The 13,983-nt window shown below is 58.7% G+C and carries 15 protein-coding genes; 8 read left to right on the top strand and 7 right to left on the bottom strand.

Features of this window, described 5'->3' with window-relative positions; translation table 11 throughout:
• Positions 1-487: 487 nt before the first annotated feature.
• Positions 488-1,060, bottom strand: coding sequence for an outer membrane beta-barrel protein (locus CRI94_RS04560; RefSeq protein ID WP_179862163.1), 573 nt, complete (start codon positions 1,058-1,060; stop codon positions 488-490).
• Positions 1,061-1,337: 277 nt separating this feature from the next.
• On the opposite strand from CRI94_RS04560, the gene CRI94_RS04555 reads away from it, so the two are divergent.
• On the top strand, positions 1,338-2,222 hold the full coding sequence (locus tag CRI94_RS04555) for a mechanosensitive ion channel family protein (protein ID WP_098074489.1): 885 nt from the start codon (positions 1,338-1,340) through the stop codon (positions 2,220-2,222).
• 348 nt (positions 2,223-2,570) lie between these two features.
• Here the strand turns inward: CRI94_RS04555 and CRI94_RS04550 are convergent, their stop codons facing one another.
• Positions 2,571-3,158 carry a DJ-1/PfpI family protein gene (locus tag CRI94_RS04550; protein WP_098074488.1) on the bottom strand — a complete coding sequence of 196 codons (588 nt, stop codon included), beginning with the start codon at positions 3,156-3,158 and terminating at the stop codon, positions 2,571-2,573.
• Positions 3,159-3,238: 80 nt separating this feature from the next.
• On the opposite strand from CRI94_RS04550, the gene CRI94_RS17995 reads away from it, so the two are divergent.
• Positions 3,239-3,361, top strand: a complete 123-nt coding sequence (locus CRI94_RS17995) for a hypothetical protein (protein WP_281253289.1) — start codon at positions 3,239-3,241, stop codon at positions 3,359-3,361.
• 77 nt (positions 3,362-3,438) lie between these two features.
• On the opposite strand, the gene CRI94_RS04545 is transcribed toward CRI94_RS17995, so the two are convergent.
• Entirely contained in the window at positions 3,439-4,701 is a 1,263-nt protein-coding gene (locus tag CRI94_RS04545) for a T9SS type A sorting domain-containing protein (protein ID WP_179862162.1), read from the bottom strand.
• A 370-nt stretch (positions 4,702-5,071) separates the two neighbouring features.
• Here CRI94_RS04545 and CRI94_RS04540 point away from each other — a divergent pair, with 370 nt between their 5' ends.
• The 4 genes from CRI94_RS04540 to CRI94_RS04525 all read left to right on the top strand — a co-directional run bounded on the left by CRI94_RS04540 (position 5,072) and on the right by CRI94_RS04525 (position 7,949).
• Positions 5,072-5,623: an NUDIX hydrolase gene (locus CRI94_RS04540; RefSeq protein ID WP_245846069.1), complete on the top strand. Its 552-nt coding sequence runs from the start codon at positions 5,072-5,074 to the stop codon at positions 5,621-5,623.
• A 112-nt stretch (positions 5,624-5,735) separates the two neighbouring features.
• Positions 5,736-6,278, top strand: coding sequence for an LOG family protein (locus tag CRI94_RS04535; protein ID WP_098074485.1), 543 nt, complete (start codon positions 5,736-5,738; stop codon positions 6,276-6,278).
• Positions 6,279-6,336: 58 nt separating this feature from the next.
• Positions 6,337-6,990, top strand: a complete 654-nt coding sequence (locus CRI94_RS04530) for an alpha/beta hydrolase (protein WP_098074484.1) — start codon at positions 6,337-6,339, stop codon at positions 6,988-6,990.
• A gap of 56 nt (positions 6,991-7,046) precedes the next feature.
• The gene (locus tag CRI94_RS04525) at positions 7,047-7,949 is read left to right on the top strand and encodes an alpha/beta fold hydrolase (protein ID WP_098074483.1); all 903 of its coding nucleotides are present in this window, start codon (positions 7,047-7,049) and stop codon (positions 7,947-7,949) included.
• 103 nt (positions 7,950-8,052) lie between these two features.
• Here CRI94_RS04525 and CRI94_RS04520 read toward each other — a convergent pair whose 3' ends face one another.
• On the bottom strand, positions 8,053-8,511 hold the full coding sequence (locus CRI94_RS04520) for a DUF4385 domain-containing protein (RefSeq protein ID WP_098074482.1): 459 nt from the start codon (positions 8,509-8,511) through the stop codon (positions 8,053-8,055).
• A gap of 384 nt (positions 8,512-8,895) precedes the next feature.
• Between CRI94_RS04520 and CRI94_RS04515 the strand changes: the two genes are divergently transcribed.
• Positions 8,896-9,471 (top strand): hypothetical protein, encoded by a 576-nt coding sequence (locus CRI94_RS04515; protein ID WP_098074481.1) that lies wholly within the window; start codon positions 8,896-8,898, stop codon positions 9,469-9,471.
• A 78-nt stretch (positions 9,472-9,549) separates the two neighbouring features.
• On the opposite strand, the gene CRI94_RS04510 is transcribed toward CRI94_RS04515, so the two are convergent.
• Positions 9,550-10,896: a TRAP transporter large permease gene (locus CRI94_RS04510; protein ID WP_098074480.1), complete on the bottom strand. Its 1,347-nt coding sequence runs from the start codon at positions 10,894-10,896 to the stop codon at positions 9,550-9,552.
• Positions 10,897-10,962: 66 nt separating this feature from the next.
• The gene (locus CRI94_RS04505) at positions 10,963-11,568 is read right to left on the bottom strand and encodes a TRAP transporter small permease subunit (protein WP_098074479.1); all 606 of its coding nucleotides are present in this window, start codon (positions 11,566-11,568) and stop codon (positions 10,963-10,965) included.
• 194 nt (positions 11,569-11,762) lie between these two features.
• Here CRI94_RS04505 and CRI94_RS04500 point away from each other — a divergent pair, with 194 nt between their 5' ends.
• Positions 11,763-12,386, top strand: a complete 624-nt coding sequence (locus CRI94_RS04500; RefSeq protein ID WP_098074478.1) for a porin family protein — start codon at positions 11,763-11,765, stop codon at positions 12,384-12,386.
• Positions 12,387-12,560: 174 nt separating this feature from the next.
• Here the strand turns inward: CRI94_RS04500 and CRI94_RS04495 are convergent, their stop codons facing one another.
• Positions 12,561-13,934, bottom strand: coding sequence for an AAA family ATPase (locus CRI94_RS04495; protein ID WP_098074477.1), 1,374 nt, complete (start codon positions 13,932-13,934; stop codon positions 12,561-12,563).
• Between the last annotated feature and the right edge of the window lie 49 nt (positions 13,935-13,983).

The raw sequence follows: 13,983 nt of genomic DNA, 5'->3' as shown, positions 1-13,983 counted from the left end.
TCAGAAATCGAGCAAGCACGGAGAGAGGAATCGAGAGCCTGTTTGGCGGACAGCCTTCAGCGATCCAACGGTTACGGACCTCCTGACGGTCGGTCCTCGCTAAGCTCACAATAAACGACTCGGTTGACCCTCCGTACCGCATCTACTGCGTCATCGCAAAAGGCTCACCGTTCGTCCAACTAATAGGCACAAACAACGGTCTCTGCGTATCGCGATCCATCCGCCAAACAGGTTGTGAACGTCACGCATTTGAATATGCGCAATCGAGGCGACCAACCGGAAAAATAGCCTGCGACAACTGGAGTGGCATCGCGTGTTTCATCTGCCACTCACAAACGATGGTCACGACGACTCTGCCAGGGCAAAGCATTCAACAATTACAACGAATAAAGGCAAAGACCGGAAGTGAATTCAAATCCCTCCGATCTTTGCCCTTGATTCTCTCTCCGTTTTGTAACCGAGCCACCCGTACTCGGAAAGGACCGTGCTAGAACCTCCATCCAACGGACGCGCCGACGCTAATGTACGTTAGATCCACCTCGAACTCCGTCCCGGCAACGTCTACATCCTGCGAGAGCGAGTGGTACCGGATGCCCGGTTTGATGGACCACTGATTTCCAAACGTGAAGAGCGGTCCGACCTCGACCTGCCAGCCGAGACTGTGGTCGGTACTAAAATCACTACTTTCCGTGTCAAACTCCATGTGATTGAGAAGGCCTCCGGCCCGTAGGAAGTAGCCAAAGCTGCGATCCGGCAGAAGGTTTTCGAACTGCACACCAAACGTGTATCCCGTTTCCTCGAGAACGACATCATCTCCGCCGAATGTATCGTCGGACGTGAACCGGTGGTATCCAAAACCGGCGTACAATCCGAACTGAGGCAGGAATCGGTACGATACAATGAACTCGGTGCCGAAGCCCGTATTGAGATCTGCTTCGCCGACGTCCTCAGTTGCAAAATGCGCTCCGGCGCGAAATTCAGCGCCAAACCGATCCTGGGCTATCGCCGGCGAGGTGACAAAGATGAGCGTTGTGACAAGTGCTACAAGAAGTCGTTTCATGGTGACGTGTAGATATTTGTCGACTGACCGCATCTCGATGCGGCATTCGGCCGTGAATCTACGTCTATACCAGGTCTACGGATGTAGTGGATTTCCACATTCTGTCGAAGGGCCTGTTTGACATCCGACCTAGGATCACCTGCTATCGTGACGTTCCGATGGGGTGAAAGACAACATCGGCGGAGCACGAAATCCACGTCTTTCCGCGCCCCCCAATTGTCGATCGCTGCAGGAGCCGTTATGTTGTACCCATTCCTACGATACGACTACCTGCGACATGAAATCTTTTTTCTCCGGTATCATCGAACGTCTGCGCTCGGACCTGAACCCGCAGACGCTCGCCGACGGTACGGCCGACCTGCTCGCGAATGTGGTCGTCGGCGGGCTGGTCTTTGTCGTGTTTTATGTTCTCTGGAGACTGATCAATGTCGCTCTGCAGCGCGGCCTGAACCGCTCGACGATCGACAAGACCACGGCAAGCTTCATCCAAACCATCGTCAAGTACGTTTTGCTGGGAATCGGGCTCATCCAGGCGCTCGCCAGCATCGGAATTGACGCGACTGCCTTTCTCGCGAGCCTCGGCATCGTCGGTCTCACCATCGGCTTCGCAGCTCGCGATGCGCTGTCCAACCTCATCTCCGGATTGCTAATTTTCTGGGACCGTCCCTTCGTCATCAACGATCTCGTGGAGGTGGAAGGAAGCTACGGCCGCGTTGATACGATTACTCTTCGATCGACGCGTGTCGTCACAACCGACGGACGGATGCTCGCCATTCCCAACACGACGATCGTAAACTCCGTCGTGGCCAGCTACACCAACTTTCCGCACGTTCGGCTCGATATTTCCGTCACGATTGATGTCGAGGAGGACCTGAATCGAACGGAGCAAATCCTGCTGGACCTGGTGATGGAAGATCCCGACTACCTGTCTGAGCCGATGCCGCGCGTAGTCGTGACCGCGCTGAATGACTACAACGTGGAATTGCAACTTCAGGCCTGGTACCGAAACGAGTACAACCATCTCGCGGAACAATTCGACCTCCGAAAGCGGGTGTTTGAGGCGCTTACCACGGCCGGGGTTGCCATGCCATACGAAACCATCGAGGTTCGAACGGGCCCATCTCACCCGTTCCAGATTGCGGGTCAAACGAAAGAGGGGTAGTGTTCGCAGGCGGCCCCGGTCTCGTCCATCTCATGCCACGTTCACGCTCGAACGCAACCCGATTTAACTCAACGACAAAAAGCCCCGAAGGAGATCGCTCCACCGGGGCTTATGCGTCGCTACGAGACACAATGGGGCTCCGAAAGTAACGGTCGTGCTTGCGGAGCACGTGCTCGTGCCAGCGTCGCAGACCGGATCGCTGTAGCTACCGCCGCCTCGCTGGTTGATGTTGTCCGTGTAGGCCCCGTCGTTCGGCGTTGTCGTTGTTACCGCACCATCGTGATACACATCGACGTTCGTTCACATGGCTGGCGTCCCAGAAACGAGATTCACCGTTCTGATCTTGGCCTATTCCGTCCGACCACCGGCGTACTCGAGATACGCTCGCACGCGGTCCGCTTCCTCCCGCGTTGACCAGGCCTCTACGGCAGCCAGCGCCAGATCGATGCCCGCCGTTACGCCAGCCGAGGTCCAGATCGAGCCGTCTTGCACGTACCGAGCGTCCTCATCGAGGTCCGCCTCGGGCCACGCCCGCACTTCACCAAACGCCTCACGGTGCGTCGTGACTGTTCGCCCCCTTAGAAGACCGGCCGCTCGAAGAACTCGGACGCCGGTACACACGGACAGCACCGCGCGCACGTCCTTCGACACGTCTCGTACGAATTCGATGAGGTTGGCATTCTTGGCGGCTTGTCGGGATCCATCGCCCCCGGGGACCACCACAGCCTGAAGCGGCGGAGTCTCCCCGATGGACACATCCGGCGTCACCGTCAACCCGAAGCGACACCGTACCGGATCGGTGCTTGCTCCGATCGCAACGCATGGCGGACCACTGCCCGTCTCTCCCCAAGCGGAGAACACCTCCCAGGGCCCGGCAAGATCAAGTTCTTCGATGTCGTCAAATACCAGAATGCCGATGGCCGCCTCATCGCTCATGGTGTTTTTTTCTGTAACCAGGGATAAGCATGAATCGTATAATTAATTAAACACATCCCTCTTACTTTTCCCGGCCGACCATGCTTCACATCGTGCGGATGATCCAAAAACGGTATCCAGAACACGGAGACACCATCGTACTCGCTATTGTCGTCAGCTCCGGTGCGGCTCTTGTGGCGGGTATCGCCCTCCTTCTAGCGTGAGTGTCTGCGTTCACCCTGAACGACGGAAGCCCCGACGCTTGACCCGCCGGGGCTTCGTACGTCGTTATCCTTTGATTCTACCGGGCCACGACGACTTTTTGCGTTTGAACCTGGTCTCCAGCGACGAGTCGAAGCAGGTAAATTCCCGACGCGAGACCGTCCAGCTTGACTTGCCTGGCCGTGCGCCCGGTCGCCCCGACGGCGAACGTCCGAACGGTCCTGCCAAGCATATCGTGGAGCGTCAGTTGCACATTGGCAACGGTCTCCGGGACCTCAAATTCCACAGTGAACTCGGACTGGGCCGGGTTCGGGTAAACAGAGCGAAGCTGCAACCGCTGGGCTGCCGTTCGGTCGACAAAAACAGCATCGGAGAATGTCGCCGTGCCGTCCACATCGACCTGCCGTAGACGATACGCGATCCGGGATGCGTCGAATGGAAGGTCAGTATCGGCGATACGGTATGTTTGCTTTGCTGTCGTCGTGCCGGCCCCCTCGACGGAAGCGACGGTCGTCCAGCCTTTATCAGCGACACGGCGCTGGACATCGAACCCGGCGTTGTTCGTCTCCGACGTCGTCGCCCATTCCAGGACCACGGTTCCCTCATTCAATGCGGCGGTAAATGACGCGATTTCGACCGGGAGAGGTGTCGCCGTCAACGTCGCATCGCCAAAGGAATCGGGCTGGCCAAACGCCTCTTCTGTACCCTCGTCGTTCCAGGTCAGCTTGTGATCCCGTCCACCTCCATCGTCATCGTCGTTGATGTGAACGTCGATGCCGATCACGTCACCAGCGGTCGGAGCGGATGCGCCGAGCGCCGTCCATGGAATGGATGCTTCGACACGATATCCACTGGCAGTCCCGGACTCGGCAAACGTGACGGCCGGCATATCATCGCCGCTCGAATCGCCCCCGAAGTTGCAGTACCCGAGGTACGTGATATCGTCCTCAAAAATCAGCTGATAGTCATTGTCATCGTAGTAGCAGTTTGGCCGTGAGCTGCCGGGCGAAGCGTTCCCGCCATGATCCAGATCGATGTATAACTCGGGCGAGTCATCGTCGACTCCAAAACCATCATTCGCCTCGTTGTCGTCGTTCACCTGGTCGTCCGTGACCTCGATGAGAATGTAGAGGTTCGTATCGTCCCAGGCGGCCCGCCACTGAGCCTGCAGATCACTCGCATCGGTCGGCCCGGACACGCCGTCCACCGTCCGATCGATCGGTGAAATGGTAGCATCATCCCAAAGGTCGTCGACCTGACCGTCGATCGTAATGGCATCGTTTCCGGTGAGACGCTTCAGGTCTACAGAACGCGTCTGCGCCTGCGCCTCGATCGAAAACACAGACAGAAAAAATAGAAGCAACCCGAGGCTGCGCAAGGCCCGTATCCAATAGTGTGTTTCTGCTGTAGCGTGATGCATCATCAAGAAGGAGGATCAGGGAAAGATCGAGTGATTGCAACGTCGTCCCACGGCTTCAACATAACCCCATAAAGACTCATTTTCTACTGCCTTTTACCGTGCGTGTATTTACATCACGTTCTACTAATACTCGGAAATCTTCTGCTACGCAATCGCACCTTGCACCACAGCCAGATCGTCGCTCACGGTGGATTAGCGAATTGGGAAAAGCCGGCCGCATGTGGATACATTCCTCTGGACGCAACGTATGGACTACAGATTCACCGATCCTCTTCGCAAAAGGGCTTGCACCGTGGACTCCTGGACCCTGCTCGATCGATCGCACCTGGGCAACTTCCGCGTATTCGACGTATTTCGTCACCTGCTAAAGTCACCCGAAACCGGTGAGGCCCACGACTTCTACGTCATCGACGCACCGGACTGGGTCAACGTGATCCCGATCACGTCGGATCGCAAGGTCGTCTGTGTCCGGCAATACCGCGCCGGCACCGATACGGTCACGCTCGAGATTCCGGGCGGTATGATGGACCCGGGGGACGAGGATCCTGTCGCGGCGGCCGTCCGCGAGATGCGCGAAGAGACCGGCTACGTTGCGGAACGATACGAGTCACTCGGAGACGTCGCTCCGAATCCTGCAATCCAGAGCAATCGTTGCTATACGATCTGCGCGTGGGATGCCTACCGCGACGGCCCACAGGCCCTCGACGGCACGGAAGTGATCGACATCGAACTCGTCGATCTAGATGCCATTCCATCCCTCATCGTGAACGGACGCATCACAAACAGCCTCGTGGTCGCCGCCTTCTACCTGCTGGACCGATCCAGAGAGCCGTCGGCAACCTGAGACCCCGCTGACACACAAAGTCGGATCGTGCGTCGTTGATCGTTGGTCGGATTGGGCCCACGATCAGCTCTCTCTCCCTATCCCCCTCTCTCCCCCTTTCCCCCTCTTCCCCATGCCGCACATTGGCGTCTTCTGTTCCTCCAGCAATGCCATCGACTCGTCCTACCCGCCCATTGCCGAGACGCTCGGCGCCGGCATCGCCCATCTCGGGTACACCTTCGTTTACGGCGGAGGAGATGTGGGCTTGATGGGAGCCGCCGCGCGGAGCGCCACGGAGAACGGAGGCAGCGTGGTCGGTGTCATTCCTCGCAAACTGGAATCGCGAGAGGGTCTGTACACGCTCGCCGATGAGCTTATTATTACGGACACAATGAGCGAACGGAAGCAGACGATCTACGACCGATCCGACGCCTTCGTTGTGCTGCCCGGCGGATACGGCACCCTCGAGGAGTTCATGGAAATCCTGACGCTTCGAAATCTCGGCTATCACGGCCATCCAATCATCCTCGTTAACACGGACGGATTCTACGATACGCTCATTCAGTTCTTCGACGAGCTCTTCGACAAACACTTCGCTCGAGAGCGCGCCGAGGAGGTCGTACACATCGTGCCAAGCGCCGAGAAGGCTCTGGAGCTCCTGGCCTCCCTTGACTGAATTGGAGCACCGCCGGACATCACTGCAAGACGCCTTCTTCTTGCCAGCAATTGCGCCTATGCCCGAACGTACTCGACGCACGCTCACCGTCTCACGAACAGCCCGAATTTGCTGTTTGGGCAACCCGGACGCGCCCGAACATGTCTTCGTTCTGCATGGCTACGGCCAGAAAGCTGACGATTTTATCCGGCCCTTTGAGCGAATTGCAACGGACGGGCGGTACATCGTCGCGCCCGAGGCCCTCTCGCGGTTTTACACGGACGAGATGGGCGAGCATAAAACGGTCGGTGCATCGTGGATGACGCGGCGTGATCGCGAGCAAGAAATCGATGATTACGTCGGGTACCTCGATGACGTCGCCACCTCCGTTTCGGCAGAAGAAACGCCCAACACGCGGACGGTTGTCGGATTTTCGCAGGGAGCAGCCACGGCCTCGCGGTGGGCGCTGCTTGGCTCGACCTCCGTTGACCGGCTAATTCTATGGGCCGGGGCACCGGCACAGGACCTCGATCTTGACGAGCATGCACCGCGGCTACGGGACATGTCGCTTACGATCGTTGTCGGAAGCAACGATTCGTGGATCACTCCGAATCGACTGGAGCGCATGACTCGCGTCCTTGAGGCATACGACATCCCAACCGACATTCACCGCTTCGACGGCGGTCATCGGCTCCATGGCGACACCCTCCGGTCGCTATTTTCGTCCGTGTAGGTTTAGGCCGCCTGACCGTGCATCGTCTCACCCACCCCGACAGATAATCGACTGCCATGCCGCCCCTTGACGCGACCGATCTCCGACACCGCTACGTGTCCGCCAATGGCGTCCGACTTCACGTGGTTGAAGCAGGTCCAGAAGACGGCGTACCCGTGATTCTCCTCCACGGCTTTCCCGAGATGTGGTATGGCTGGAAACACCAGATCCCTGCTATGGCGGATGCGGGATACCGAGTCATCGCCCCCGACCAACGGGGCTACAATCGAAGTGGGAAGCCGGCGTCCGTCGCTGCCTATGACCTTGACCTGCTGGCAGGAGACGTCGTTTCCCTAGCTGATGATGCGATCGCCCGTTCGCCGGCAGACGGCGTCCATGTCGTCGGGCATGACTGGGGAGCGGTTGTCGCATGGCATCTTGCGTCGACAGCATCCGACCGGCTGAAGAGCCTCTCGATCCTGAACGTACCGCATCCGTCCGTCTTCATCGACACGCTGACGTCGGATCTCGATCAGCTCTCGCGAAGCTGGTACATCTTCTTCTTCCAGATCCCGTGGCTGCCAGAAGCGCTGCTCCGTCGAAACGACTTTGCCGGCCTTCGCAAGATGCTTCGCGCCTCCGGCCACCGGAACACGTTTACGGCCGCCGATGAGGAAAGGTACGTCGAGAGCTGGCGCACACCGGGTGCTCTCTCCGGGATGATCAACTGGTACCGCGCGGCCGCCCGGCGAGGACTCCGACAGCGTCCGGACCGATCGTCCATTCCGGCGCCAACACAGGTGATCTGGGGGGAACAGGACGTCGCACTCAAAGCGTCAATGGCCCAACCGAGCGTCGATCTGTGCCGAGACGGTCGACTTGAGATGATTCCCGAGGCCACGCACTGGGTCCAGCATGATGCCCCCGACCGCGTGAATCGGCTTCTACTTGAACACTTTGAGCGGACAGCGGGAGGTTGATCGTTAATTGTGGATGGTAGATTGGATTGCTGCGCGTCCGTTGGGGGCATCCGAAACTCGATTCGATTCCCAATCCACAACCCGCAATCCCCAATTCGCAATCTTACATCGGCGAGACCTCCGGCTCGAACACCTCGTCAACGTGGCGCTGCTTCCGTTCCTGGTAGAGATCGTCTTCGCGCACCTCCTGCCATGCCTGGCGAAAGATGACTGCGGCTTCGCGCTTATCCGGATCCGCCCACTCCTGAGGCTCTCGCTTCTCCCCGTCGTCGTCGTACTTCTTTCCGCCGGGATACTTTGCATATCGCATCGCCCGCGTGAATCCCATCTGCAGGTATTTCCGGGCCATATCCATCCCGACAAAGTCGTTCGCGTCCCGGTACGTTAGATAACGTGACTGGATCGCCGCCACGGACTTCTCCGCTGCCTCTGCATCTACGTACGACCAGTGCGGCAAGAGCTCGCTTTTGTACGGCTCGACCTTGAACACCCCGCGCTCGTCGGAGGAGTACCGATAGGCCTCCGGCTGGCTTCGGAAGTCGATGTCATATTCGACAGGCATACGTCGTTGAAATCGTTAGTTCGGTACGACAAATCGAAAGCGTGCCCCTGCTCCATCATGGGTGGTGTTCACAGACGGGGTGTGCCTGCCTAGACGGTGAACTGGCGTGTCCTTCACTCACGGAATTAAGACGGTGTGTTCTCTTCACACGTTTCGCACCGACATTCTTCCAGGATCATCTAGACGATTACCGCAGGCCACGACATACCGGTCAATCACTGCTTTTCTCCTCAATATCCATCGCACAAGCGCATACCATGAAAGGGGACGTGTCCGCTCTACCATCGGGTTTACGCCTATACCATTACAGTCGCGTAAATGAGATGGCGGCTGGCATTAAATAGTTGGCACTAACTCTACCCCCTTCAGTACACGACTCCCCCCATGGCTACGCGTGCAACGTCCTTTCTTTTCACCCTCTTTCTCGCGGTTACGCTCACGATGGGCCTGACTGCCTGTGATTCGAGCGACTCGGACGACGGTATGTCCTTCGGCGGATCGGCAGATGTTACCGTATCAGGAGCTAGCGGCGGAGGAGGCGACTTCAGTGGAAACTCCCTTTTCGCCACGAGCAATGATCTTGACCAGACCGAACCCGCCTTTTCGATCGTAATGTTTAATGTTACGTCATCGGATACTACCATCGTCGCGATCGGCCGGGATGGCGACGCACTCCCAAGAACCGGATCGTTCGATATCGGAGATGGCTCCGAGAGTACGGAGAAGTTTACGGGCGTATACATCTACTCGGATGGAGGCGACATGCCGAACCTGGGTATCTCGAAAAGCGGGACGCTCAACCTCTCAACGGCGACGGAGTCGAAGATGACGGGCGACTTCAATTTCTCCGCGGTTCATCCCTTCGGTACATCGGACATGTCCGTGAGTGGCAGCTTTGACGCCGACCGCGCCACACCGGAACAGATCGACGAACTCGAGTCTGTTCTGAACGAGTACTAGAAGCATGCTGGACATTGAAGACGTAGCGGAAAGGGTGCCTGGCCGAGCGCGGGGCACCCTTTCTCTATTTGAAAGCGATCAGATGCCCCAGGTGACGAGCTCCGGATAGAGGATGATGAGGATCAACCCAATCAACTGAATCACGATAAAGGGAATGGCGCCCCGATAGATCTGCATGGTCGATACGCTGTCTGGTGCAACCCCGCGGAGGTAAAAGAGGGCGAATCCGAATGGAGGCGTCAGGAACGAGGTCTGAAGGTTCATCCCGACCATCACGCCGAACCAGACGAGCGCGGCATCGGCTGTGGCCCCGAACTCCGGTGTAAGCAGGCGCGCCGCAGGGACGGCGAGTAGCGGGATGATGATGAAGGCGATCTCGAAGAAGTCGATAAAGAAGCCGAGGATGAAGATAGCGAGGTTGGCCACGATGAGGAAGCCGATGATGCCGCCCGGCAGATTCGTGAGCAGGTCCTCGATCCAGAAGTCCCCGCCCAGTCCGCGGAAAACGAGCGCAAAGGCGGTCGACCCCACGAGCAAGAACATGACCATGGCCGTGAGCCGCGTCGTCTCGTCCATCGTCTCGCGCAACGCCTTGAAGGAAAGACGTCCGTTTGCCGCTGCGAGCCCGATCGCTCCGACGGCGCCGAGTGCACCGGCCTCCGTCGGGGTCGCGACGCCAGCGAAGATACTTCCGAGCACAAGCAGGATCAGCACGAGCGGGGGCATCATCACCAGACCCACGCGACGGAGCAGCTGGCTACGGTCGATATCGAGCGCTTCGTCCGGTAGCGCGGGAGCCGACGTTGGACGAAGGAACGCGACCGAGATCGCGTACAACCCGTACAGTGCGGCAAGCGCCAGTCCCGGGACCAGTGCTCCAATGAAGAGGTCGCCGACGCTAATGCCCAGCTGATCGGCGAGGACGACGAGAACGATGCTCGGCGGAATAATCTGGCCGAGTGTGCCCGACGCCGTGATGACGCCCGACGCGAGTTCCTCGGAATAACCGTACCGGAGCATCACGGGCATCGAGATCAGCCCCATCGCGACGACCGACGCGCCAACGACGCCGGTTGCCGCTGCCAGCAGGGCACCAACCAACACGACAGCAATGGCGAGGCCTCCGCGGGTCCGTCCGAACAACTGCCCGACGGTCTTAAGCAAATCCTCCGCGAGCCTGGACTTCTCCAGCATCGTCCCCATAAAAATGAAGAAGGGGACGGCAAGAAGAACGTAGTTCGACATGACGCCGAACACGCGATCCGGCAGCGCCTGCAGAAGCGCCCAGTCCAGCAGCCCCACCTCCACGCCAATCGCAGCAAAAGCCAGCGCCGTCCCTCCCAGCGCGAACGCAACGGGATATCCAGAGAAGATGAGCACAAGCGCGCCAATGAACATCAGGGGCGCGATAACATCAGGATCCATAAGAAAGACAGGAGAGAGTCAGACGAAGGGGGCGGGGAAGCAAGCGGGGGAGAGAAAAAACCAGAGCTACATCCCCGCAGAGGTGTCGTCGGACGGCAATGTCGGATCCCGCGGCTCAACACTGACGGAATCGCTGGGGTCGACCTCCTCGGGATCGTGACCGCGCAGAATGGCGACCTGTTTGATGACCATCGACACCCCCTGAATCAGAACGAGGGCAAACGCGATCGGAATAATCGTGCGGATCGGATATCGCGGTAAGCCTCCCGGATCCGGGGACTGTTCGAGGACGGCCCAAGAGTTCTCGACCATCGGAATCGACATGTACAGCATCAGGACGCAGAACGGGAAGAGAAAAAGAATCGTCCCGGCGAGATCAATCCAGGCTTTCCCGCGCGCCGAGAGATGGCTGTACAGCACATCGACGCGGACGTGGTCGTCGTGCTTGAGGGTGTAGGCGGCACCCAGAAGGAAAACGAGCCCGAAAAGGTACCACTGCAGCTCGAGCCACGTATTCGAACTCATTCCCAGCCCGGTATATTTATCCGTGTATCGGGCAATGGCATTGAACGCGCCGATGACAATCATGGCCAGCGTGCAGTAGTAGATCACGCGACCCGTTCGTTCGCTGAAGCCGTCGATTCGGTGGGCCCAGCGGAGCCAGATGTCCATATAGACAGGAAATTGCAGACAGAAGGACGGGAGTCGTGTAGGATATGCGTCAGAGCCCGAAGACTCAAGACTGAACCTTGCCCGAACTCCATCATTTGCAGTAGGCGACAAACCGTCATCTGCCCAGAGCAACGGGCCGAGGTCTTCTTTGTCTGCCCCCACTTGCTCTATCCCTCGTTTCCAATCATTCCTCCATGATCAAAAAACTTACTCTCGCGGGCCTTCTCCTCCTTCTCATTGGCGCATCGCCTACCTTCGCCCAAATCGACATCAAACCCGGCGTGAGTGTTGGCCTCAACCTCGCCAGCGTTCGTGGAGATGACGCTCCCGATGAACTCGACCGACGCAACGGTTTTCGAGCCGGCGCCATCCTGATGATCGACCCCGTTGGTCCGCTCGCCTTTCAACCCGAGGTATTGTACCAGCAGAAGGGGTATAAGAGCACCATTGAGTCCGGCCGACAGGAAATCACCTCGACGTACAAAATCAATTACGCGCAGATCAATGGGCTCGTCAAATTCCAGGTACCCCTCGCTGGACCGGTATCCCCGTCGTTCTTCGCTGGTCCCGCCATTGGCTTCAAGGTAAGTGAGTCTGTAGAGAGAAGCGGAGATACGGGGACGATCTCGTTTCCCGACCAAGACGCGTCCGGAACCGACGTAAGTGCCATCCTCGGCCTCGGAATGGATATCTCGATCGGCGTCACAACGCTCACCGTGGACGCGCGCTACGGCCTTGGCCTCACCAACCTACCGGAGGACGGCGATACCTCAATAAAAAACAGCACGTTCGGCATCTCGGCTGGCGTCCTGTTTTAGGCCCTGCAACATACTGAGAAGGAACACAGCGCGTCTCCGCTCCGGCGGGGCGCGTTTTTTTGTTAATCGTAGATGGTCGGTTGTGGATTGGATTGATGTACGAACGTTCGGATATGACGGCGACGACTGCCGCACAACCCAATCAACCATCCACAATTGACAACCCACAGTTCCTCAAGACGTGTCCTTATCCTCCGCGTAGCGGTGCGCGCGCTTCGTGATCTCCTCGGCGGCATCCCGGTCGCGCCACTCGGCCAACCGCTCCGCCACTTTTTCCTCGTAGCCCTGGTCCGTGGGCTGGTAAAAGTACACCCCTTGCATTTCGTTCGGCAGGTACTGCTGCGGCGTGTAGTGCTCGCGGTAGGCGTGCGGGTACTTGTACCCCTTGCCGTGGCCGAGCCCTTCCTTGTCCCGGTTCGCGTCCTTCATCGGATCCGGCACCTCGCCGGACGTCTCCTTCTTGACGTGCTCCAGCGCATCAAAGTACGCGAACGCCGTATTGCTCTTCGGTGCCGTGGCGAGGTACAGACAGCACTCGGCGAGCAAGAACTGGCCCTCCGGCATGCCCACGTACTCAAAACCTGCCGCTGCGCTCTGCGCCATCTTCAGCGCCTCCGGATCGGCGAGGCCGATGTCTTCCGCGGCGAAGATCAACATCCGTCGGAGAATGAAACGAGGATCTTCTCCGGCGTAGACCATACGCGCGAGCCAGTACAGCGCCGCGTCCGGATCGGAGCCGCGCAGGCTCTTGATGAACGCGGAGATCGTGTCGAAATGAGCATCTCCCTCCTTGTCGTAGAGGACCGCACGCTGCTGGATGGAGTCCTCCGCCACTTGCAGGTCGATGTAGATCGTTCCATCGTCCGGGCGGGTCGTTTCGATTCCGAGTTCCAGGGCATTCAGGAGGGAGCGTGCGTCCCCATTCGACGTGCTCACGAGATGATCCATCGCCTCCTGGGTGACCGTCACGTCCAGATTCCCATAGCCGCGCTCCGCGTCCGTGATTGCCATGGCCGCCACCCTGCGCAGGTCCGCTTCGTCCAGCGTCTGCAACTCGAACACACGCGACCGGCTCACCAGAGCATTGTTGACCTCGAAATAGGGGTTCTCCGTCGTCGCGCCCACGAACACGACGGTCCCGTTCTCGACGTGCGGAAGCAGCGCGTCCTGCTGCGACTTGTTGAACCGATGCACCTCATCGACAAACAGGATCGTCCGCGTCTGGTGGTGGCGCAGCCGATTTTTCGCCTTCTGGATCGCCTCGCGGATGTCCTTGACGCCCGAGAGGACGGCGTTCATCGAGGTAAAGTGCGCCTCCGTCGTGTTCGCGATGATCCGCGCAAGCGTCGTTTTGCCCGTCCCCGGCGGTCCGTAAAAGATCACGGAGGTGACGCGGTCGGCCTCGATCGCGCGACGGAGGAGCTTGCCTTCGCCAAGGATATGATCCTGCCCCACAAACTCGTCGAGCGTACGCGGACGCATCCGGTCGGCCAGCGGGGCGCGCTCCTGTCGGGCCTGCTCGGCCTGCGCGTCGAATAGATCAGCCATTGGGGGGTGAGGTTTGCGGTGTGGGGGATGAGGGACGGAGCGCCCCTGC

Origin of the sequence: Longibacter salinarum (assembly GCF_002554795.1) — a bacterium.
GTDB lineage: Bacteria > Bacteroidota > Rhodothermia > Rhodothermales > Salinibacteraceae > Longibacter > Longibacter salinarum.
This window is presented reverse-complemented; position numbering and strand designations above follow the sequence as displayed.

Bases quoted from the DNA above. Each gene is read 5' to 3' on its own strand.
- CRI94_RS04505 (WP_098074479.1), bottom strand. From the start codon at position 11,568: ATGGACATCTGGCTCCGCTGGGCCCACCGAATCGACGGCTTCAGCGAA.
- CRI94_RS17995 (WP_281253289.1), top strand. From the start codon at position 3,239: ATGCTTCACATCGTGCGGATGATCCAAAAACGGTATCCAGAACACGGA.
- CRI94_RS04515 (WP_098074481.1), top strand. From the start codon at position 8,896: ATGGCTACGCGTGCAACGTCCTTTCTTTTCACCCTCTTTCTCGCGGTT.
- CRI94_RS04500 (WP_098074478.1), top strand. From the start codon at position 11,763: ATGATCAAAAAACTTACTCTCGCGGGCCTTCTCCTCCTTCTCATTGGC.
- CRI94_RS04525 (WP_098074483.1), top strand. From the start codon at position 7,047: ATGCCGCCCCTTGACGCGACCGATCTCCGACACCGCTACGTGTCCGCC.
- CRI94_RS04555 (WP_098074489.1), top strand. From the start codon at position 1,338: ATGAAATCTTTTTTCTCCGGTATCATCGAACGTCTGCGCTCGGACCTG.
- CRI94_RS04535 (WP_098074485.1), top strand. From the start codon at position 5,736: ATGCCGCACATTGGCGTCTTCTGTTCCTCCAGCAATGCCATCGACTCG.
- CRI94_RS04520 (WP_098074482.1), bottom strand. From the start codon at position 8,511: ATGCCTGTCGAATATGACATCGACTTCCGAAGCCAGCCGGAGGCCTAT.
- CRI94_RS04550 (WP_098074488.1), bottom strand. From the start codon at position 3,158: ATGAGCGATGAGGCGGCCATCGGCATTCTGGTATTTGACGACATCGAA.
- CRI94_RS04510 (WP_098074480.1), bottom strand. From the start codon at position 10,896: ATGGATCCTGATGTTATCGCGCCCCTGATGTTCATTGGCGCGCTTGTG.
- CRI94_RS04560 (WP_179862163.1), bottom strand. From the start codon at position 1,060: ATGAAACGACTTCTTGTAGCACTTGTCACAACGCTCATCTTTGTCACC.
- CRI94_RS04530 (WP_098074484.1), top strand. From the start codon at position 6,337: ATGCCCGAACGTACTCGACGCACGCTCACCGTCTCACGAACAGCCCGA.
- CRI94_RS04495 (WP_098074477.1), bottom strand. From the start codon at position 13,934: ATGGCTGATCTATTCGACGCGCAGGCCGAGCAGGCCCGACAGGAGCGC.